Here is a 19,489-nt window from a genome sequence, read left to right on the forward strand (position 1 = left end):
TGTTACATGGTCCCCCATGATTCGCCGAAATACCTCTGACCAAGGCACCGTCATGAACAAAACATTCGATCTGGACTCAGTCACAGCCCCCGTCAACATCGCCAGTGGCTTGCCGAATGCGCATTACACGGACCCTGCTGTCTTTGAGGAAGAAAAACACGCTGTCCTGTTTGCGAACTGGGCCGGCGTTGGCTTTGCCAAGGATGTGCCGCAGGTCGGCGATGTAAAACCCATCAGCTTTCTAGGTATGCCGCTGTTGCTGGTCCGCGACCGTGACGGCAGCCTTGGTGTCTTTCAAAATACATGCCGTCATCGCGGTATGATCCTTGTTGCCGAACAAAGGAACATCGCCGGTGCAATCCGCTGTCCCTATCACAGTTGGTGCTATGCCCTGAACGGCGACCTGCGCGCGACCCCGCATGTGGGCGGTCCGGGGCAAAACACCCATGCAGACGTCAACCAAAAGGATCTGGGGCTGATCCGCGTCAATTCATATGTCTGGAACGACGTGGTTTTTGTGAATGTCGACGGCACCGCCCCGCCATTCGAGGAGCTACACAGCGAACTGCTGGAACGCTGGAAGGAATTTGACCAGCCGATGCATCACGGTGGCACTGTGTCCGGCTTTGCGCTCGATGTGGCGACTAACTGGAAGCTTGCCGTTGAAAACTACTGCGAAAGCTATCACCTGCCTTGGGTTCATCCGGGCCTGAACAGCTATTCCCGACTAGAGGATCACTACAACATCATCCAGCCCGGCCTCTATTCGGGTCAGGGTACCCATGTGTATCGCCAGCTTAAGTCGGATGACGGGCGCATGATGCCGGATTTCGCAGGCCTTAGCGACAAGTGGGACACTGCGGGCGAATATGTCGCCGTCTATCCCAATGTGCTGCTCGGCGTGCAGCGCGATCACACCTTTGCCATCGTGCTTGAGCCCGTCAGCCTTGAACAAACGGTTGAGCATGTGGCGATCTACTATGCCGTCAGCGAAGAGGCGTCGCCCGAACTTGACCCGCTACGCGCCGCGAATGCCGCCCAGTGGAAAGGCGTGTTCGAAGAGGATATTTTCGTCGTTGAAGGGATGCAAAAGGGCCGCCACGGTGTCCTGTTCGATGGTGGCCGCTTTTCGCCCGAAATGGATGGCCCGACCCATAATTTCCATCATTGGGTGGCGACGCAGGTCATGAAGGGCCGGACCGTCAGCAGCTAATGACCCACGATCTGGAAACCGCCTTGCTTGATGCCCATGCAAGTGGCGACAACGCCGCACTTGTGCAGCTATACACGCAGGCCGCCAATCAGGCCGCACAAGAAGGGCAAACCGACGCCAGCTGCTTTTTCCTCACCCACGCTTTTATCTTTGCACTTGAGTCAGGCGCCCCAGAGGCCGCCGCTTTGAACGCGCGGCTGGCCCATCTAGGGCGCGCCCATCTTTTATCGTTCTAAAGTCAGGTCTTTTTGGCGTCGTCGATCACGTTCATGCCCGCCAGTCCGCTTTGTCCCAGATCGACCGAAGCGAAGGGTCCACCGTGGCACATATGGCCGGGGTCCTGATTGTCGAGCGGCCCGGTTTCGGCCAACACCTGCTCCGCAAACTGTTCTGCATTGTCCTTGGGGCGATAGCCCAGAAAGCTGGCCTTGGCATTATCCACAGGTGCGCGGTCATTGTTGGACACACCATAGACGATGGAAAAGCCTGACACTGGCGTGTCGATACTGCGCTGCACAAGCTGGATCAGATCATCATAGGACAACCATGACCCAAGTGCGCGCGCGTTATTGACCTGCGCGCAGGACAGGATGCGCAGATGAACACTCTCAAGCCCGCGCTTGTCCCAATACATGGACCCCAGATCCTCTGCAAAGCACTTGGCAAGCCCGTAGAATGTATCAGGTCTGTGCCGCACTTCAGTGTCGATACATTCGTTCTTGGGATACATGCCCACCGCATGGATGGACGATGCATAGACAACCCGGCGCAAGCCGCGCTGATGGGCTGCTTCCCAGACATTATAAGCGCCGATAAAATTCGGACCCAGCAGCTGTTCAAACGGGCCTTCATCAACGAAGGCCCCGAAATGAACAACCATATCCGCGCCCTCCAGAATGCGCATCATGTCATCAAGGCTTGCCAGATCGCCCTTTTCATAACGCTCACCGGGATAAAGCGTGCCGATATCCTCCGCGATATCGGTCGAGACAAGCTCTTCGCACATCTGCGTCAGCGGTTCGCGCAGATAGGATCCCAGGCGGCCCGCAGCCCCTGTCAGAACAAGTTTTTTCATCATCATAATTCTCCTTTGACCTGGGCCAGAACCGCATCAGCAGCCCGCGCAAGCATGAGCGTATCCAATCCGCAGGCCACAAAGGTGAACCCTTTGTGCAGCAACTCGGTCGCAAATTTCGGGTCCGTCACCAATGTGCCGACAGGCATGCCCATGGCGATCAGTTTTTCGGCGGCAGGCAACACAAGTTCCCATACGGCCGGGTCAAGCGCACCGCCCGCAGCACCAATATCAGCGGCAATATCAGCAGGGCCAAAGAAAATGCCGCTGACACCATCGACTGCGGCGATCTGTTCGGCCTGCGCGATGGCATCCGCACTTTCCAGTTGCAGAATGATCGTTGTTTCCGCTTCCACCCGGTCCACATAGTCAGTGACCCGACCAAATTTATTGGCCCGTGTGACCCCCGCAACACCGCGCATGCCCTTGGGTGGATAGCGCGTGGCGGCGACCGCTTTTTTGGCTTCTTCCACCGATCCGATCATCGGGAACAGCAGCCCTTGCACACCGATATCCATCAGCCTTTTGACAACAACCGGGTCATTCCATTCGGGGCGCACAATCGCCGTTGTGTTGGATGCGGCAAAGACCTGCAACTGGTGCAGCACAGACATGTAATCATTGGCCGTATGTTCCATATCGACAACCGCCCAATCATAACCAGCGTGCGCCACGACACCGGCCGCTATCGGGCTGCACAGGCTGACCCAAAGGCCGATTTGCTTCTGCTGCGCCTTCAGCGCCTTTTCGAATTCGTTGGTTTCCATCTGCATCAGATCACGGCCCTTTCAGTGATTGGTATCTTGGCGCTGATCCGGTCAAAATGAAATGGAGTCAGATCAAGGCTGCGGTAACCGCCATAGGTCAAAAGCTCTGCCACGCCCCGGCCCATCGCGGGCGATTGTTGCAGCCCATGGCCGGAGAATCCATTGAGAAATATGAAATTACCCACCTGATCGTGCGGGCCGACAATCGCGTTCTGGTCAAAGCGGTTGTAGGCATAGTGGCCCACCCATTCCGACATCACCCTGATCGCCTCGAACTGCGGAATACGGGCGGCAATCGCGGGCCATATCTTGTCCTGCCAAAGCGCGTGATCCATCGCAAAATCGTCATAGGCCACGTCGGGGTCAATATCCGCGTGACCGCCAGCCAGATAGGTCCCGTTGCCGACCTCGCGCATATGCACGCCAGACGGGTCAATCGTAAGTGGTAATTGCTGATCCAGCGGCCTTTCGGCCTTGAATATCCATGAATGGCGTTTGCGAGGTGCAACCGGCAGGTCAATGCCGGCCATGCGGCTGGTTTCAACGGCCCGCGGGCCGGACGCGTTGATGACATGACCGCAGCCGATCATTTGACCATCCGCCAGCGTCACGCTTTCGACCTTTGTGCCTGCCGCGTTCAGGGTCATTGCCACCACTTCATTTTCGATGAACGTGACGCCCCGTTCGCGCGCGCTTCGGCGGAACCAGTCAAAGACGGTAGAGCCGTCGAAATATCCTTCGTCCACCAGATTGATCGACCCAAGCAAAATATCATCGACATTGTAGAACGGGTAAGCCGCCTTGATTCGCGCAGCCGTCATCAACTGGGTGGCGGCCCCTGCTGCATGTTGCACCTTGATATTGGCGCGTAAAATGTCCGCAAAATCCGAGCTATCAGCCAGATACATGTAGCCGAACGATTTGATCGCGAGCTCAGGCACCCTGTCATCGCCGCCCATGTAACGGCGCAGGTTTTTCACAAACTCCGCCCCGAATTGCGAAATCTGCACATTTAGCCGCTCTGAAAACTGCTGCCGGATGCAGGAATTGGTGTGGGTGGTCGATGCAAATGCATAGCTTGCGTCCCGTTCCACCACCAGCACGCGCCCGTCAAAATCAGGATTGTCCGCCAGAAACCACGCGGCAGACGCCCCCATGATTCCGCCACCCACGATGACGACGTCAAAGCTGGACGGCAGCGGCATCAAAGGTCCTCTCCTTTAGCGATGGCGGCCAGTACAGCAGCAATTTCATCAGCCGAAAGCCCATAATCGCGCGCGGCAGTTTCCGCCGAGATATAGCCGCGTGCAAGGTCCCGTTTCACAGCCGCAGGGTCGCGCGCTGCCGGGTCGCCGTAGCCGCCACCACCGGGAAAGGCCATCATCACGCGGTGGCCATGCGGCACAAATTGCTTACCCTTGCCGCGCATCGCGACACCATCGTCGCGGGCGATTGTCGTGGGGGCGCCCGCCGCGCCATCCCTGCGCCCGCGCGCCGGATGATCAACCCGGTCCAGCATAGCCTGCATGTCAAATTCATAGCCGTCCCGCGCGCTGACCTCCATGAACTGGCCCAAGCCGCCGCGCGTCTGGCCCGCACCGCCGCTGTCGGGGCGCAATTCCTTGCGCCAGATAATGACGGGGCCTGCATGTTCCGTGGCCTCGACCGGCATGGTCATGACCCCCGAAGGAAACGCCGTGGCATTCAGCCCGTCAAAGCGGGGGCGCGCACCGGAACCGCCGGAATTAAAGGTCAACACCTCGGCACGCTTGCCGCCCGCATCCGCCACAGGGCGTAGCGAGACCTGAAAATTGCACAAACATCCCGCACCCTCTGCCGGAACCACCCCCGGCACGATTTTGTCAAAGGCATCATAAACCGCGTCAGGCACGAAATGCCCGATGATGTGACGCAAGGCCACAGGTGCCGGATGCAGTGCATTGACGATGGTGTTTTCGGGAGCAGTCACCTCGAATGGGGCAAGTGACGCCGCATTATTGGGTATTTCCGGCGCAATCGCACACTTCAGCGCATAGCAGGCATAAGCTTTGGCATAGACAAACGGGCAATTGATCCCTTTTTTGTCCACGCCAGAGGTGCCTGCAAAATCCGTGATGATCCTGTCCTCACCCACTGTCACTTTGACCTTGAGCGTGATCGGGCTGTCGAACCCGTCAATCGTCATCCGACCCGATGCTGTTTCGCGCGGAAGTGCGGCGATCCGGTCAATCGTCGCGCGGCGGGAATGCTCAAGGATGAAGCCGGCGATGTCTTCCAGATCGTCCAGACCGAACTCCACCATCATATCCTGCAATCGGCGGTGTCCGATTTCGTTGCAACTGGCCAGCGCATAGACATCGCCAACGACCTGATCAGGTTCGCGGACATTGCCCCGGATCAATCGGACCAGCGTTTCATCAACGACACCGGCGCGCGCGAAATGCATGATGGGGATATAAAGCCCCTCTTCATACACGCTTTGAGCATCGGCCCCAAAACCGCGCCCGCCGATATCTACGACATGGGCAGTGCAGGCAAAAAAACCAACCAGCGCGTCCTTGTGAAATGAAGGTGTGACCATAGTGATGTCATGCAGGTGCCCGGTACCTTCCCAGGGATCATTGGTAATATAGACGTCACCCTGCGCGATGTTTTCCCGCCCGATACGCCGAATGAAATGGGCAACTGCATCGGCCATGGCGTTCACATGGCCCGGCGTGCCGGTGACAGCTTGCGCCAACATCCGTCCGTGTGTGTCATAGACACCCGCAGACAGATCACCTGCCTCGCGGACAGAGGTCGAAAAGGCCGTGCGGACAAGCGCCTGCGCCTGTTCCTCAACCACTGAAATCAGGCGGTTCCACATAACCTGGAAGGCCACATTGCCAGCACCTTTCGTCATCACTCAGCCCCTTTTGTCACGATATCAATGCAGCCGTCTGGCTGACAGACAGCAATCCGGCTTGCGGGGACAATGATGGTGGTTTCATCCTCGGTGATTGCGGCAGGGCCTTGCACATAACCGCCTGCCTTGGTTCCTGCGCGCAAGACGATGTTGGCATCGTGATAATGACCCGCAATGGGATCAAAGATCGGGCGGGTTCCTGTGGTTGCGGCGGCCTCTCCTGCGCTGGTCTGTGACACGCGGGCTACCGGATCGGGGCGGGTCGTGGCGTTCACGGACCAGACGGTGATTTCAATATCCATCCCCGCGACAGGTCGTCCGAATAGCTTGGTATATTCTTCTTCGAAACGGGTACAGAAAACGGCTGCGTTCGGGCTCATCGCTTGTGATTGCGTCAGCGGCACCGGAATTTCCCAGCCTTGACCCGCATAGCGCATGTAGACCTTGAATTCTGCCTGAATTTCCGCCTGCGCGTCACACGTGCGTACAAACCCCGTCGCCTCCGACTGGAGCGCTGACAGAACGTCGGTGATGATGTCAGGCGCGAAATCCGAAAGCGTCATATAGAGTGATCTGTTCGCTTCAAAACTGAAGGGCGCCCGCAAAAACCCGATGGCAGAGCCGACACCGGCCCCCGGCGGTACCAGCAGCCGCCTGATCCCAAGCTTTTCGCACAAACGCCCCGCGTGTAATGGAGCAGCCCCGCCAAAGGCGATCATGGTGTAATCTGAAAGGTCCTCGCCATTTTCGACCGCATGCACGCGGGCGGCGTTGGCCATGTTTTCATCAACCACTTCGGCCAATCCAAAGGCGGCGGCAACCGCATCCATTTCAAGCGGATCACCCAGATGGCGTTGCAGCGCAGACTGCGACCGGTCGCGGTCCAGCGGGATTGACCCACCCGCAAAATTATCAGGGTCAAGCTTGCCAAGGATCAGGTCTGCATCTGTCACGGCTGGGCGCGCACCGCCGCGCCCGTAGCAAGCCGGACCGGGCTCAGAGCCCGCACTTTCCGGCCCTACCCTGATCTGGCGCATCCCGTCCACCTGCGCCAATGACCCCCCGCCTGCGCCAATTTCGACCATATCGATCACCGGGATCGAAATCGGCATCCCGGACCCTTTTTTGAAGCGGTACGTGCGGGCCACTTCGAAAACGCGCGACGTTTTCGGAGTCTGGTCCTTGATCAGACAAATCTTGGCCGTGGTGCCGCCCATGTCAAACGACAGCACCTTGCCCAGACCGTAGCGGGCAGCAATGTTCGCGGCAAAGACGGCGCCGCCCGCCGGGCCGGATTCGACCAGCCGCACCGGAAACTCAGCCGCACTTTCCAGCGCGATGATCCCACCGCCCGAATGCATCAGAAAGATATCGCATTGCACGCCTTGCGCACGCAGTTGCCCCGCAAGCCTGCCAAGGTAGGATTTCATAAGCGGCTTGATATAGGCGTTGGCAACGACCGTGTTGAAACGCTCGTATTCGCGCATCTGCGGGCTGACGTCCGACGACAACGATACCATTGCACCCGGCATCCGATCGGCCAGCACATCGCGGATCATCCGTTCATGGGCCGGGTTCAGATAGGAATGGATCAGCCCGACAGCAACCGATTCAAAGCCTGCGGCGGCAATCTGGTCAACAAGGGCTGTGACCTCACCCCGGTCGAGGTCAATCATGACCTCGCCCTTGGCGTTGATCCGTTCATCCACGACAAACCGCATCTGGCGCGGCAACAGTGGTTCGGGCAGCACAAGGTTTAGGTCGTATTGCTCAAACCTGCTTTCTGTGCGCATCTCGATCACATCGCGAAAGCCCTTGGTGGTGATCAGCGCGGTCTTGGCACCGCGCCGTTCGATCAGCGCATTGGTGGCCAGCGTCGTGCCATGGATGATCTGTCCGATCTGATCCGGCGTAATGCACGCCTGCGCGCACACCTGATGCATGCCATTGATGATGGCATTTTCAGGGGCGGCATAGGTCGTCAGGACCTTGGTGGAATAGGTCGCACCCTGCGCTTCGAGCACGACATCGGTAAAGGTGCCCCCGATATCAACGCCCAACCGGATCGCGTCAGATGCCATTTGATACCCTAGTGGTTGTCACGTGGCATGTGCTTGCGCGCCACATCTTGGTATTTTGTGGCATCGCGTAGGGTCATGCCCTTGTCAAAGGGCTGCACAAGCTCGCGGAAATATTGCTGCCACGGGGTCTGGCTAACCGGGATCGGGAACCCGCCTGCCGCGACAAGCCCTTCCAACCTGCTGGCCAGCTCTTCCTCTGACACCAGAATGTTGGCCGAGAAATCATTGAGGTCGATCCGGACGCGGTCACCGGTGCGCAGCAATGCCAGTCCACCATTGTCGGGTGCTTCAGGTGCTGCATTCAGGATCGAAGGTGACCCCGAAGTTCCAGACTGCCGCCCGTCACCAATGCAGGGCAGTGCCCCAACCCCTTGCTTAAGCAGGTAAGAAGGCGGGCGCATATTCACAACCTCTGCACCACCGGGATAACCCTTGGGCCCAGCACCGCGCATCACCAGAATGCAATTTTCGTCGATCTCTTCGGCGGGATCATCAATCCGGTGATGATAGTCCTCTGGCCCGTCAAAGACGACAGCGCGCCCTTCAAAGGCGTTCGGGTCATCGGGGTTTGACAGATAGGTTTTGCGGAACGCTTCGCTGATCACGCTGGTTTTCATGATCGCACTATCAAACAGGTTCCCCTTGAGGTTCACAAAACCTGCCGATTGCATCAGCGGATCAGACACCGGCTTGATCACATCATCGTTCGACGTGCGGCGTAGCGCGCAATTGTCGGCCATTGTCTGACCATTGACGGTCAGCGCACCAGGATGCGGCAGAAGCCCCGCTTGCAACAGTTCGGCCACCACGGCGGGCACGCCGCCCGCACGGTGGTAATCCTCGCCCAGATATTTGCCCGCAGGCTGCAAGTTGACCAGCAGCGGGATATCATGGCCCAGCGCCTGCCAGTCATCATTGTCCAGCGGCACGCCCAAATGACTGGCCACCCCATTCAGGTGGATCGGCGCATTGGTCGAACCGCCAATGGCAGAATTGATCACAATCGCATTCTCAAAGGCTTCGCGGGTCATGATATCGGACGGGCGTACATCCCCCCACACCATATCCACAATGCGTTTGCCGGTCTCGTAACTGATCTGGCCGCGCTCGCGGTAGGGTGCGGGGATCGCAGCAGAGCCGGGCAGTTGCATCCCCAGCGCCTCAGCCAGCGAATTCATCGTGGTCGCCGTGCCCATCGTGTTGCAGTATCCGACAGAAGGGGCTGAGGCGGCGGCGATTTCAAGGAACTGTTCATTGTCGATCTCGCCCGCAGCCAGCCGCTCGCGCGCTTTCCAGATCACCGTGCCGGAGCCCGCGCGTTCGCCTTCGAACCAGCCGTTCAGCATCGGCCCGACAGACAGGGCGATGGCAGGGATATTGACGGTCGCTGCCGCCATCAGCAGTGCAGGCGTGGTCTTGTCGCAACCGATGGTCAGGACAACACCGTCAAGCGGGTACCCAAACAGGCTTTCGACCAGACCGAGATAGGCCAGATTGCGGTCAAGGCTGGCCGTCGGGCGCTTGCCAGTTTCCTGGATCGGGTGCACGGGGACCTCGAGCGGAACGCCACCAGCGGCGATAATCCCGTCGCGTACCCGCTTGGCCAGTTCGATATGGTGGCGATTGCAGGGGCTCAGGTCGCTGCCAGTCTGCGCAATCGCGATGATCGGCTTGCCCGACTGCAGTTCCTCGCGGGTTAGCCCGTAGTTGAGGTAACGCTCAAGATAAAGCGCGGTCATCTCCAGATTTTCGGGGTTGTTGAACCATTTGCGTGAACGCAGGTCTTCGGGGCGAATTTTGGTCACGTTATGCTCCGTCTGTCGGGACGTGGGGATTTTGTCTTTGCTGTCAAACTTTGTGCCCTGATTGTTTGGCAATGAAAAGGTCTGCCTGCGCCAAAGTCCCCGAACAGATCCCCTGCAAACCTGCCGATGGCCAAGGAAATTGCCCTTTTTGCAGCAGAAATTGGCGGGACCCGCACGCTACGACCTTGCTTTTGTGGCAGCACGCGGGCTACCCATGCGGCAATGAATGTGGAGTTTCAGGCGATGACCGCACCAACATCAGACGACCCCAAAACACTCGTCAGCGCAGCGTGGCTTGCAACCCATTTGAACGATCCGAATATGCGCATATTTGATGCCTCTTGGTATTTGCCGGACGCGGGCAGAGACGGGCGGGCCGAGTACGAAAAGGCGCATATCCCCGGTGCCCGCTACTTCGATATTGATGAAATCTCGGACCACCGGTCCGAATTGCCGCATATGGCACCGCCGATCGAAAAGTTCATGTCGCGGATGCGCACAATGGGTGTCGGCGACGGGCATCAGGTGGTTGTATATGACGGGATGGGCATGTTTTCCGCCGCGCGCGTCTGGTGGCTTTTTCGGTTGATGGGACAGCCCAACGTGGCCGTTCTGGATGGCGGTCTGCCGAAATGGATTGCCGAAGGAAACGCAACAACAACTGCACCGCCAGTGATCCGCGACCGCCACATGACGGTAGACTATCAAAAAGACATGGTCCGCGATGTGACCCAAGTGGCCCGTGCCGCCAAGCTGGGGGATTACACCATCATCGACGCCCGCGCCCCGGCCCGTTTTCGCGGCGATGCGCCTGAACCGCGCGAAGGGCTGCGTTCCGGTCATATTCCGGGATCGCGTAATGTCTTTTTTCAAGACTTGCTGAATGACGACGGCACCATGAAACCGCCCGCCGCATTGCGGGCAGTCTTTACCGATGCGGGCGTCGATCTGGACAAGCCTGCCATCACGACATGTGGCTCTGGCGTGACTGCTGCCGTCCTGTCGCTGGCGCTTGAGCGGATAGGCAAGACCGATCATTCACTCTATGATGGCTCATGGTCCGAATGGGGCATGTACGCCGACCTGCCAATAGAAACCGGAGCAGCCTGATGCTGGAAAACCTAATCGCCCAACCCGCAGACAAGATTTTGGCCCTGATGGCTGCATTCAAGGCGGACCCCCGCGACACCAAAGTTGACCTTGGCGTCGGCGTCTACAAGGACGCAACCGGCAACACCCCCGTGATGCGCGCCGTCAAAGAAGCCGAGCGGCGCATCGTTGCCGACCAGACCACCAAAGCCTATACTGGGCTTGCAGGTGACCCGGCCTTTGGCGCAGCCATGCGCGATCTGGTGCTGGGTGACAGCGTCGCGGCAGAGCGTGTCGCCGCCGTGGCCACACCGGGCGGCACCGGGGCGATCCGGCAGGCGCTGGAACTGATCAAGATGGCGTCCCCCGATGCCACCGTCTGGCTGTCCAACCCCACGTGGCCCAACCATCCATCCATTATCAGGTATCTTGGCATGAACATGGCCGAGTATCGCTATTTCGACAGCGCGACCCGTGGCGTCGATTTTGCAGGGCTGATCGAGGACCTTGGCCAGATCAAGTCTGGTGATGTCGTCCTGATCCACGGCTGTTGTCATAACCCCACAGGTGCAAACCTGCGCGCGGAACAGATCGCCGAAATCATCACGCTGATGCAGACCAAAGGGGCCATTCCCTTTATCGACATCGCCTATCAGGGCTTTGGTGACGGGCTGCAAGAGGACGCGCAGATCACCCGCCAGATCGCAAGCGCCTTCGACAATTGCCTGATCGCGGCAAGCTGTTCCAAGAATTTTGGCATCTACCGCGAGCGGACCGGCATTCTGATGGGCATCGCGAAGGATGCCGACCAGCAAAAGCTGACCCAACAGACGCTGCAATTCCTCAACCGCCAGAATTACTCTTTTCCGCCCGATCACGGTGCACGGGTTGTGACCACCATTCTCAATGACCCCGCCTTGCGCAAGGACTGGGAAGCGGAACTGGAAGAAACCCGCAACGGGATGCTGGTTTTGCGGCAACAATTGGCAGACGAATTACGCCGCCTGACCAACTCTGACCGGTTTGACTTTCTGGCCCATCACCGGGGCATGTTCAGCCTGTTGGGCACTTCCCCTGACAAGGTGGAAAAGCTGCGGGCGGACCATGGCATCTACATGGTGGGCGACAGCCGGATGAATATCGCCGGTCTGAATGCGGATACCGTGCCGATCCTTGCCAAGGCGATTGTCGCGGCTGGCATCTAACCTTGAATTGCACCCGCATCACAAATGCTGCGGGTGCGAAATGATCCTTGTGGATTTCGGCGCAACATTATAACCAGAATACCAGCAAGTCGCGCAACTAAAGAACTCCAAGGATCGTACCCATGTCTTTTCGCCTGCAACCCACGCCGCCCGCCCGTCCGAACCGCTGTCAGCTGTTTGGCCCGGGCTCAAACGTCAAACTGTTTGAGAAAATGGCCGCAAGTGCTGCGGATGTCATCAATCTTGACCTTGAAGACTCAGTTTCGCCAACTGACAAGGACACCGCCCGCAAGAACGTCATTGCGGCGATTAACGATGTTGACTGGAACACCAAGCGGCTGAGCGTCCGGATCAACAGTCTGGACACGCCCTATTGGTACCGGGATGTTGTGGATCTGCTCGAACAGGCAGGTGAACGGCTCGACCAGATCATGATCCCCAAGGTTGGCTGCGAGGGCGACATCTATGCCGTTGATGCGCTTGTTACCGCGATCGAGGCCGCAAAGGGCCGCACGAAGCGGATCGGCCTTGAAGTCATCATCGAGTCCGCGGCCGGTCTTGCCCACGTCGAAGAAATCGCCGCCGCATCACCGCGTCTGGAAGCGATGAGCCTTGGTGCGGCTGATTTTGCCGCGTCCATGGGGATGCAGACGACCGGCATCGGTGGCACGCAGGAAAACTACTATATGCAGCACGGCGAAGACCGCCACTATTCCGACCCCTGGCACTGGGCACAAACCGCTATCGTCGCCGCCTGCCGCACCCATGGGGTTTTACCCGTTGATGGACCGTTTGGTGATTTCAGCGACGATGAAGGATACCGCGCGCAGGCACGCCGTTCTGCGACGTTGGGGATGGTCGGCAAGTGGGCGATCCACCCCAAACAGATCGCGCTTGCCAACGAAGTCTTCACGCCAACGGATGCTGCCGTGACAGAAGCCCGCGAAATTCTGGCCGCCATGCAAGAGGCCACGGCACGGGGCGAAGGTGCCACCGTGTACAAAGGGCGGCTTGTTGATATTGCCTCGATCAAACAGGCGGAAGTCATTGTGCGACAGGCCGAGATGATCGCAGGCTAGCGCCCGTTGATATCGCCCGCGCCTTGCGCCATATAGCAGCAGACATTACCCAAAAGGCGCGTGCGACCATGACCCAATACCTCGAGTTCGAAAAACCGCTGGCTGAAATTGAAGGCAAGGCCGAAGAGTTGCGTGCAATGGCGCGTGAAAACGAGGAAATGGATATCGAAAAAGAGGCCGCCGCGCTTGACAAGAAGGCCGGTGACATGTTGCGCAATCTTTATGCGGACCTGTCGCCATGGCGCAAATGTCTGGTCGCGCGGCACCCCCAGCGGCCCCATTGCAAAGACTATATCGAGGCGTTGTTCACCGAATACACCCCGCTTGCAGGCGACCGGAACTTTGCCGACGACCATGCCGTCATGGGTGGCATTGCGCGGCTTGATGGCAAAGCGGTGATGGTCATTGGCCACGAAAAAGGCAATGATACAAAGTCCCGGATCGAGCGGAATTTTGGCATGGCCCGCCCCGAAGGCTATCGCAAGGCAATCCGGCTGATGGACCTTGCCGACCGCTTTGGCCTGCCCGTCGTCACGCTTGTCGACACGCCCGGCGCCTATCCCGGCAAAGGGGCCGAAGAACGCGGCCAATCCGAAGCCATCGCAAGGTCCACTGAAAAATGCCTGAACCTGCGGGTGCCCCTTATCAGCGTTGTGATCGGTGAAGGCGGATCAGGCGGGGCGGTCGCTTTTGCCACCGCCAACCGCGTCGCTATGCTGGAACATTCGATCTATTCAGTGATCAGCCCTGAAGGCTGTGCATCCATCCTGTGGAAAGACGCCGAAAAAATGCGCGAGGCAGCAGAGGCCCTGCGGCTGACGTCACAGGACCTGAGTGCGTTGGGGGTCTGTGACCGCGTGATCAGCGAACCGCTTGGCGGGGCGCACCGTAACGCAGCCGACACGATCAAAAAGGTCGGTCGTGCCATCACAGATATGCTGGCAGACCTTGAAAAGCTCTCTGCTGACGAGGTGCGCAGCCAGCGCCGCAAGAAATACCTGCAATTGGGTCAAAAGGGGCTTGCCGCGTAGAGCCGCCAAGCAATTCACGACACATAAAATCTTAACCCACATCGACTATCGTCAGGCATTCCGGTGTCTTGGGCATTATTAGGTGTGGTCGATGAAAATAGTCCGACATAGTTGCAAACATCAACCCGCCGCACCGGTGTATTCCGGGTCGTGCTGAGGCCAGCCTAACCTTGCAATTATCCTTTCACTGCGCCCCGCTTGCTAGGCTGGTCGCGCTATGCCTCTTGCCAGCTTCAAGCGCCGTTTTGATCGCCTCATGACTCTCCGACGCGTTGTTTTGCTTGGCCCGCTTCTGGGATTGGCCGTTGTCATTACCGGTGTCCTGTTTGGAATAAAACTGGCTGAACGGCAATTCGACTACATCGAAGACCGTGTGCAGCGATCGCTTGCCTATCAATATACAGCGATGACGCAGTCCATTCTGTTTGAACGCACTCACTCGTATATGATTCAACTGTCACAACTCTTTCAGAATGATGATACAAATCGCAGCATTGCGCTTCAGTTACAGCTCTTGCAGCAATCCCAACGCCGGCTCTCCGGCCTGAGCGGGGCATTGGATCCCAGAGTCGAGAAATACGATCTTGAACAAAGGCTGACTTGGCTCAAAGGGGTTATTGCAGACGCTGAGAACGCCAGCCGCGACGAACCCCTTCCACATCATCAGGCGGAATTTCGTGAAATCAGCACACTCTTTAACAAAATTGCGGGCCAGACGCGCGTGCTGGTCCAACAGGACCTTAACGCGTTGAAAGACGAAACCGTCGCTCTGATATGGCAGCTTTTTCGCATGCTGCTTGGCCTTGGCGTGGTCCTTTGCGCGGTTTCCTATGCAGTTGCGCAATTGATCTCTCGGCCGATCCTGTCACTTGCCCACACGGTTGCGGCGCTTGACCAGGGAAATTTGGAATGACCGTCCCGGTCAGGAACCGCACCGACGAGATCGGCAAAGTCGCGCATGCCATCGAGCGTTTCAAAGCCAGCCTGAAACATAATCAGGTCCTTATGCACGAGCGCGACGATCTCAATCGTAATCTGGAACGCAAAGTTGAAGAACGCACATCCGAGTTGGCGATCGAACGTGAAAGGCTGGCGCGGGCGCAGGCGGATGCAGCCCGCAAACGACACGAAATGACAGCACAACTGCGCGCCGAATTCGGTGATGTCATCAGGGCGGCCAGCGCAGGCGACTTTACCCAGCGGGTTGATGTTGCCTACGCCGACGAAAACCTTCAATCGCTCGCAAGCGACATCAATCAATTTGTCATTCAGGTTGACCAAAGTGTTTCCGCCATCGGCCAGACCATGCATGATCTGGCCGATGGCACGCTGGATGTTTCGCTTGAGCATGAGTTCAGCGGCGCATTTGCCGATTTCATGACGCTGGTGCAGGACACGGGGCGCAAAATTGGCGAACAGTCAAATCAGCTCAGCCATATCGCCCTGCATGATGCTCTGACCGATCTGCCGAACCGACGCTTTTTCGAAGATAGAATTGCCGCTTATACACGGTTGTTATCCATGGGGCCTATGCCATGGGGATTGTTAACAAAATCGACGATATCATTCTCGGTAAGTCCGCCAGGTTTCTAAATGATCTATGTGATAAAGGTGGCATTTTTGTCCCTGAACTATCCGTCAATGTCAGTCAGGAACGGCTGTGCGACCCTGCGCTGCTCGCCAGTGTTTCAAATGTAACGGGTCCGTTCGCACTTTCCTTCGAGCTACTCGAATCCATTGCCTTTGATGAAGAAAACAACCGTTTCGAATGGATGCTTGACGCACGTAAAGAACGTGGCGTGGGAATCCAGATCGATGACTTCGGCAGCGGGCGCGCCTCTATTTCGGCCTTGCTCAGTATCACACCTGAACGGCTCAAGATTGACCGGCATCTGATCATGCCGATTGTCGAAAAGGAAAGTAACAGGCAGTTGATGCGGGGCATTGTCGGTATCGCGCGGTCAATGAAGATCAAAGTCACTGCCGAGGGGATCGAAACAATGGAGCATGCCGCGATAGCGCGCGATTTGGGCTGTGATCGTCTGCAAGGCTACGCATTTGCCAAGCCATTGTGCGAAGATGATTTCCGCGCATATTGTCAAAGCTCCGACACCATCCTGACCGGCAAGCTGGCCTAGTGCGCTTTCGTCCATCGAGCTTATCAGCCTGTCACATCCAGAATATCACAGGGACACATCCAAAGCAGACCCAAAGAGGCCATTGGCAATTGCTCTTGCTGACTGTGATCGCCTTATCATTGTGGAAGGCTTCGCTCTTGCCCCGGGCCAACCTGTACCGCATCGTCGTTAGCCTGGAACCATGTGCAGACACCTTGGGTGGTGGCACGAGGCTACCACATGGTATCTTTCGCGCGCGGTGCCCATGCGTGATCATAGGCTTTGCCGTCAAATGATGATTTCTGTTCCTGCAACAGCGCACCCACGGTCGGCAAATCGACGCTCTCATCACTCACCGCCCATAGATCAGCCCGCATCAGCGCACGGGCACATTGGCTATAGATTTCGGCGACGCGCACAACAATCACACTACGCGGCGTCTTGCCTGACCGGTCGAAACGATCCAGCAGGTCAGGCGCGACCGACAGTTTTGCAGTGCCATTCAGCCGGACCACATTATCTGATCCCGGCACCATAAACAAAAGGCTGATGCGCCCGTCTGACACGATATTGCGCAATGTATCCAGTCGGTTATTGCCCCGCCAGTCAGGCAGCAACACTGTAGTGTCATCAAAAAGTTGCACAACCGGTTCATCATCCCCGCGGGGGCTGCCGTCAGTACCTTCCCGCCCGACCGTTGACACAATGCAAAACCGGGAACGCATGATCCACTTGGCATAAAGCGGGGTCACCCTGTGAGCGACCTTGATGAGTGATGCCTCTCCCGGTTCGCCGTACAGCGCCTCGAGTGCAGCGATATCCTCGATCAGATCACGGTCTTTCAAAGCCAGCTTCCTTGTTCAACCGGTCAGAGGCGGATTCGATGTCCGTTTCCAACCGTTTCATGAACTCATTCACATCCAGCCCCGGCGCAATCCTTGGCAGGAATTCGAAAACCGCTGTACCCGGCTTGCGATAGACTCCGCGCTTTGGCCAGAATACCCCGACGTTCGTTGCCACGGGCACGACCGGCTGTCCCAACTCGCGATAAAGCGCACCTGTGCCAATCTTGTAGGGCCGCTTTTCGCCAGGCGGAATCCGCGTGCCCTGCGGATAGATGATCAACTGGCCCGGCAGCGCCCGACCTGCCTTGACGTCTGCCAGCATTTGCTTGACCGCCACACCGCGTTTGCCCCGATTGACCGGGATGCAGCCGATCCGCAGGCCAAATTGGCCGATGATCGGAGCGTATTTCAGAATTGACTTCATGATGAACTTGCCACGCGGGATCGCACCATAGATCATCAGCACATCCAAGAAAGACTGGTGTTTGGCGGCCACCATGACTTCGTCTGTGGGCGGCTCTCCTCTGATCTCACATTTCAGGCCGATCATCCATGATGCTGTCCAGCCGATCCATCTGCAATATGCGTGACAGGCGGCAATCGCGCCGTTGCGCGAAATGATCGCGGCTGGCATGTACAGCACGCCGACGACCAGCATGGCGATATACATCTGCGCATTGAAAACCAGACAGCGCAGCCATTGGATTGCATATTTCATGTTTGATCCCTTAGCCTTGCCATTGCCGCCGCACGGGTCGCGACGAAGCCCACGATAGCTGCCAAAAGCGGAATGACCAGAGGCCATAGCCACCCTGCCCCTTCAAATCCAACGTTCGCCAGAAAGCCCCCTGCAGTATCCGCATCAGGCAACAGTTCAAGCGCCAATAGGCCGATAATGACGCCACCAATGGCCCCCAGGCCAGTGCGCAAGGTAAACCTGCGCACAAACGCGCGCGCGATATACACGTCCCGAGCGCCCACCAGCCGCAAGACCCGGATCACTTGCGCGTGCGCGGCAAGTGACGCATGCGCCGCCAAAACGATCATCGCGGCCATCGCGGCCACGATCAGCAAAAAGCTGAACCAACCGACCAGGCGCACACGGCTGGCCGCCTGAACAAGTGGCGCGCGCCAGCGACCGTGATCGTCCAGTACGGCGGTTGGCATCTCTCCGGTCAGGCGCGCCCGCAGTCCAGCTGCGTCGTACCCTTGGTCTTCCGCAACGATAGCGATCAGTCTTGGCACCGGAAGTTCATCCAACCCGATATCCGCGCCGAGCCACGGGGCAAGCAGGGCCGCCTGCTCGGCGTCCGATAGCACCCGGGCAGACGCAATGCCCGGCGTTGTTTCAAGCAAATTCAGCGCCGCAATGACAAGCGCATCGTCCGCCCCGACAGGCAACCGCAGCGTTGCGGCCTGTGCCAGTTCATTGGCCCACGCGTCAGCGACGCGGGCAGCAGTCAAGGTCAGCGCCACGGCCAACACGGCCAAAAATGCCATTGCCCCTGCGACGAAAACTGTCAGGCGCGCGGCGATCCCGGTCGGCGGGACAACACGATCCGACTGCGCATCACCAATCAGCAGGTCAAGCACAAGCTTCATAACTCCGCCCCTGCCTGATCCAGCAGGCCTCCGCGCAGACGCAGAACCCGCGCGCTGACCCCTGACTTGATCGTACGGATCAAGTTCAGATCATGGGTCGCAATCAGGATCGTTTTGCCCATTCTGTTCAGCTCGGTCAGCAAGGTCATCAGTCGTTGGGACATTTCCCAATCCACATTGCCTGTGGGCTCGTCCGCAATAATGAAATCAGGAGACATGATCACGGCGCGGGCCAGCGCGGCGCGCTGGCGCTCTCCGCCCGACAGTTCTTGCGGCAGTTGGTGTGCCTGTTCGGCTAACCCGACCCAATTCAACAACTCAGAAAGATTCGCCGCCGCCTCGGCCACGCGCCCCGAGACGGTCAGCGGCAACGCGATGTTCTCGGCAACCGACAAATGATCGAGAAACTGACAATCCTGATGCACGACGCCGATCCGTCGGCGGGTCAATGCCACCGCGTCGCGGTCAAGCCGGGTCGCATCCTTGCCGAACAACCTGACCTGCCCCTGTTGTGCCTGCAAATCCGCATAGCACAGGCGCAAAAGCGTTGTTTTTCCCGCTCCCGAAGGGCCAGTCAAAAAATGGAACGATCCTGGCGCAAGCTCAAGTGATAGTTGGGAAAAAAGCGGCTGGCCCCGATAGCCATATGATACATTATCAAGCTCGATCACGGCA

The 19,489-nt window shown here is 58.0% G+C and carries 19 protein-coding genes; 9 read left to right on the plus strand and 10 right to left on the minus strand.

Features of this window, described 5'->3' with window-relative positions; genetic code table 11:
• Positions 1-52 precede the first annotated feature (52 nt).
• Positions 53-1,213, plus strand: a complete 1,161-nt coding sequence (locus tag C8N45_RS10000; protein WP_108386348.1) for an aromatic ring-hydroxylating oxygenase subunit alpha — start codon at positions 53-55, stop codon at positions 1,211-1,213.
• Complete coding sequence (locus C8N45_RS10005; RefSeq protein ID WP_108386115.1) at positions 1,213-1,449, plus strand: hypothetical protein; 237 nt, start codon at positions 1,213-1,215, stop codon at positions 1,447-1,449. Before C8N45_RS10000 ends, C8N45_RS10005 begins: the two co-directional genes overlap by 1 nt.
• A 2-nt stretch (positions 1,450-1,451) precedes the next feature.
• Here C8N45_RS10005 and C8N45_RS10010 read toward each other — a convergent pair whose 3' ends face one another.
• Genes C8N45_RS10010 through C8N45_RS10035 form a run of 6 tightly spaced genes read right to left on the minus strand, consistent with a single transcriptional unit; the run spans position 1,452 to position 9,846 of the window.
• Positions 1,452-2,288: an NAD-dependent epimerase/dehydratase family protein gene (locus C8N45_RS10010; protein WP_181868933.1), complete on the minus strand. Its 837-nt coding sequence runs from the start codon at positions 2,286-2,288 to the stop codon at positions 1,452-1,454.
• 2 nt (positions 2,289-2,290) lie between these two features.
• Positions 2,291-3,061 carry an HpcH/HpaI aldolase family protein gene (locus tag C8N45_RS10015; RefSeq protein ID WP_108386116.1) on the minus strand — a complete coding sequence of 257 codons (771 nt, stop codon included), beginning with the start codon at positions 3,059-3,061 and terminating at the stop codon, positions 2,291-2,293.
• Positions 3,061-4,260: an NAD(P)/FAD-dependent oxidoreductase gene (locus tag C8N45_RS10020; RefSeq protein WP_108386117.1), complete on the minus strand. Its 1,200-nt coding sequence runs from the start codon at positions 4,258-4,260 to the stop codon at positions 3,061-3,063. Before C8N45_RS10020 ends, C8N45_RS10015 begins: the two co-directional genes overlap by 1 nt.
• Positions 4,260-5,957, minus strand: a complete 1,698-nt coding sequence (locus tag C8N45_RS10025; protein ID WP_108386118.1) for a hydantoinase B/oxoprolinase family protein — start codon at positions 5,955-5,957, stop codon at positions 4,260-4,262. Before C8N45_RS10025 ends, C8N45_RS10020 begins: the two co-directional genes overlap by 1 nt.
• Complete coding sequence (locus C8N45_RS10030) at positions 5,957-8,041, minus strand: hydantoinase/oxoprolinase family protein (RefSeq protein ID WP_108386119.1); 2,085 nt, start codon at positions 8,039-8,041, stop codon at positions 5,957-5,959. The genes C8N45_RS10025 and C8N45_RS10030 overlap by 1 nt, the downstream gene beginning before the upstream one ends.
• Before the next feature lie 8 nt (positions 8,042-8,049).
• Positions 8,050-9,846 (minus strand): IlvD/Edd family dehydratase, encoded by a 1,797-nt coding sequence (locus tag C8N45_RS10035; protein ID WP_108386350.1) that lies wholly within the window; start codon positions 9,844-9,846, stop codon positions 8,050-8,052.
• A 243-nt stretch (positions 9,847-10,089) separates the two neighbouring features.
• Here C8N45_RS10035 and sseA point away from each other — a divergent pair, with 243 nt between their 5' ends.
• The 7 genes from sseA to C8N45_RS10070 all read left to right on the plus strand — a co-directional run bounded on the left by sseA (position 10,090) and on the right by C8N45_RS10070 (position 16,388).
• Complete coding sequence (gene sseA / locus C8N45_RS10040) at positions 10,090-10,956, plus strand: 3-mercaptopyruvate sulfurtransferase (RefSeq protein WP_108386351.1); 867 nt, start codon at positions 10,090-10,092, stop codon at positions 10,954-10,956.
• Complete coding sequence (locus tag C8N45_RS10045; RefSeq protein ID WP_108386120.1) at positions 10,956-12,140, plus strand: amino acid aminotransferase; 1,185 nt, start codon at positions 10,956-10,958, stop codon at positions 12,138-12,140. Before sseA ends, C8N45_RS10045 begins: the two co-directional genes overlap by 1 nt.
• A 122-nt stretch (positions 12,141-12,262) precedes the next feature.
• Positions 12,263-13,219, plus strand: coding sequence for an L-malyl-CoA/beta-methylmalyl-CoA lyase (locus C8N45_RS10050; protein ID WP_108386121.1), 957 nt, complete (start codon positions 12,263-12,265; stop codon positions 13,217-13,219).
• Between the two features lie 68 nt (positions 13,220-13,287).
• Complete coding sequence (locus tag C8N45_RS10055) at positions 13,288-14,250, plus strand: acetyl-CoA carboxylase carboxyltransferase subunit alpha (RefSeq protein ID WP_108386122.1); 963 nt, start codon at positions 13,288-13,290, stop codon at positions 14,248-14,250.
• A 256-nt stretch (positions 14,251-14,506) separates the two neighbouring features.
• Positions 14,507-15,163, plus strand: a complete 657-nt coding sequence (locus tag C8N45_RS10060; protein ID WP_133175965.1) for a hypothetical protein — start codon at positions 14,507-14,509, stop codon at positions 15,161-15,163.
• Entirely contained in the window at positions 15,160-15,843 is a 684-nt protein-coding gene (locus C8N45_RS10065; RefSeq protein WP_108386124.1) for a hypothetical protein, read from the plus strand. The genes C8N45_RS10060 and C8N45_RS10065 overlap by 4 nt, the downstream gene beginning before the upstream one ends.
• Entirely contained in the window at positions 15,786-16,388 is a 603-nt protein-coding gene (locus C8N45_RS10070; protein WP_108386125.1) for an EAL domain-containing protein, read from the plus strand. Before C8N45_RS10065 ends, C8N45_RS10070 begins: the two co-directional genes overlap by 58 nt.
• Before the next feature lie 212 nt (positions 16,389-16,600).
• Here C8N45_RS10070 and C8N45_RS10075 read toward each other — a convergent pair whose 3' ends face one another.
• The 4 genes from C8N45_RS10075 to C8N45_RS10090 are packed head-to-tail and all read right to left on the minus strand — an operon-like array spanning position 16,601 to position 19,485.
• On the minus strand, positions 16,601-17,212 hold the full coding sequence (locus C8N45_RS10075) for a pyridoxamine 5'-phosphate oxidase family protein (RefSeq protein WP_181868927.1): 612 nt from the start codon (positions 17,210-17,212) through the stop codon (positions 16,601-16,603).
• Positions 17,199-17,930, minus strand: a complete 732-nt coding sequence (locus tag C8N45_RS10080; RefSeq protein WP_108386126.1) for a lysophospholipid acyltransferase family protein — start codon at positions 17,928-17,930, stop codon at positions 17,199-17,201. Before C8N45_RS10080 ends, C8N45_RS10075 begins: the two co-directional genes overlap by 14 nt.
• Positions 17,927-18,814 carry a cell division protein FtsX gene (locus tag C8N45_RS10085; RefSeq protein WP_108386127.1) on the minus strand — a complete coding sequence of 296 codons (888 nt, stop codon included), beginning with the start codon at positions 18,812-18,814 and terminating at the stop codon, positions 17,927-17,929. Before C8N45_RS10085 ends, C8N45_RS10080 begins: the two co-directional genes overlap by 4 nt.
• The gene (locus tag C8N45_RS10090) at positions 18,811-19,485 is read right to left on the minus strand and encodes a cell division ATP-binding protein FtsE (protein ID WP_108386128.1); all 675 of its coding nucleotides are present in this window, start codon (positions 19,483-19,485) and stop codon (positions 18,811-18,813) included. The genes C8N45_RS10085 and C8N45_RS10090 overlap by 4 nt, the downstream gene beginning before the upstream one ends.
• Positions 19,486-19,489 lie beyond the last annotated feature (4 nt).

This window comes from Yoonia sediminilitoris, from assembly GCF_003058085.1.
GTDB classification, from domain to species: domain Bacteria; phylum Pseudomonadota; class Alphaproteobacteria; order Rhodobacterales; family Rhodobacteraceae; genus Yoonia; species Yoonia sediminilitoris.